Here is a 263-nt window from a genome sequence, read left to right as displayed (position 1 = left end):
GATTCGCCGCTGGCTGACAAAATCGCTGCCGCTAACCAGCAGGCGCTGGAACGCATTATCCAGTCGCATCCGGTGCTGATTGGCTATGACCAGGCGATCAACGTCGTGCCGGGCATGACCCACAACACCATCCTGCACGCCGGACCGCCAATCTGCTGGGAAAAAATGTGCGGCGCAATGAAGGGCGCGGTCACCGGGGCTTTGGTGTTTGAAGGGCTGGCGAAAGATCTGGATGAAGCCGCCGACCTGGCCGCCTCGGGTGA

Annotated in this window: 1 pseudogene; it reads left to right on the top strand. The window is 61.2% G+C overall.

The window, feature by feature from the left end:
- Nucleotides 1–263 (top strand): annotated as a pseudogene (locus ACX9YW_RS23105) (DUF1116 domain-containing protein); the annotation flags it as partial.

It is taken from the genome of Pseudoneobacillus rhizolycopersici (assembly GCF_054786815.1).
This window is presented reverse-complemented; position numbering and strand designations above follow the sequence as displayed.